Genomic DNA, 446 nt, shown 5'->3' with positions numbered 1-446 from the left:
AATTTTAGTACGAAATAAATCGATAAGATCTTTATTAATTATACTATTAATGATGGCCTTGGGCTTAGTTTTCACCTTTGTCACCAACCTCCCGTCAGAACGATTCAATATCACTTTCTCAGCTTTTCTGGGTGCTACTATAATAACAGTTCGCCAACAAATAAAAGACTATAGATATGAAAAAAATTAAACCGGTTATAGTTGTTTTTGGCTGTACAGGCACCGTTGGAAGAGAAGTAATGCAGCAACTGAAATACCATGACTGTATTGTGCGGGGAGTTCTTAGAAATCCTGAGCGCTCTTATCCTGTACCTACAAGCTCATCATCAAATATAACCTACGTAAGTGCCAGTCTTAATTCTATAAAACAACTGAAAGAAGCATGTTCCAGGGCTGATGCTCTGTTTCTGCTCACGGCTACATCTCCGGATCAGATTGAACATGAA

At 38.1% G+C, this 446-nt stretch carries 2 protein-coding genes; both read left to right on the top strand.

The window, feature by feature from the left end; genetic code table 11:
• On the top strand, positions 1–190 hold a 190-nt coding region (locus tag ACLFKU_RS44195), incomplete at its 5' end, for a hypothetical protein (protein WP_410853451.1).
• Positions 177–446, top strand: a 270-nt coding sequence (locus tag ACLFKU_RS44190; protein WP_410853450.1) for an NAD(P)H-binding protein, incomplete at its 3' end; no start/stop codon positions are given. The genes ACLFKU_RS44195 and ACLFKU_RS44190, both read left to right, overlap by 14 nt.

Origin of the sequence: Paraburkholderia sp. EG304 (assembly GCF_046543485.1) — a bacterium.
In the GTDB taxonomy this organism is placed as follows: Bacteria; Pseudomonadota; Gammaproteobacteria; order Burkholderiales; family Burkholderiaceae; genus Paraburkholderia; species Paraburkholderia youngii.
Note: the sequence above shows the minus strand (reverse complement) of the source record. Positions and strands in the feature narration are given on the sequence as shown.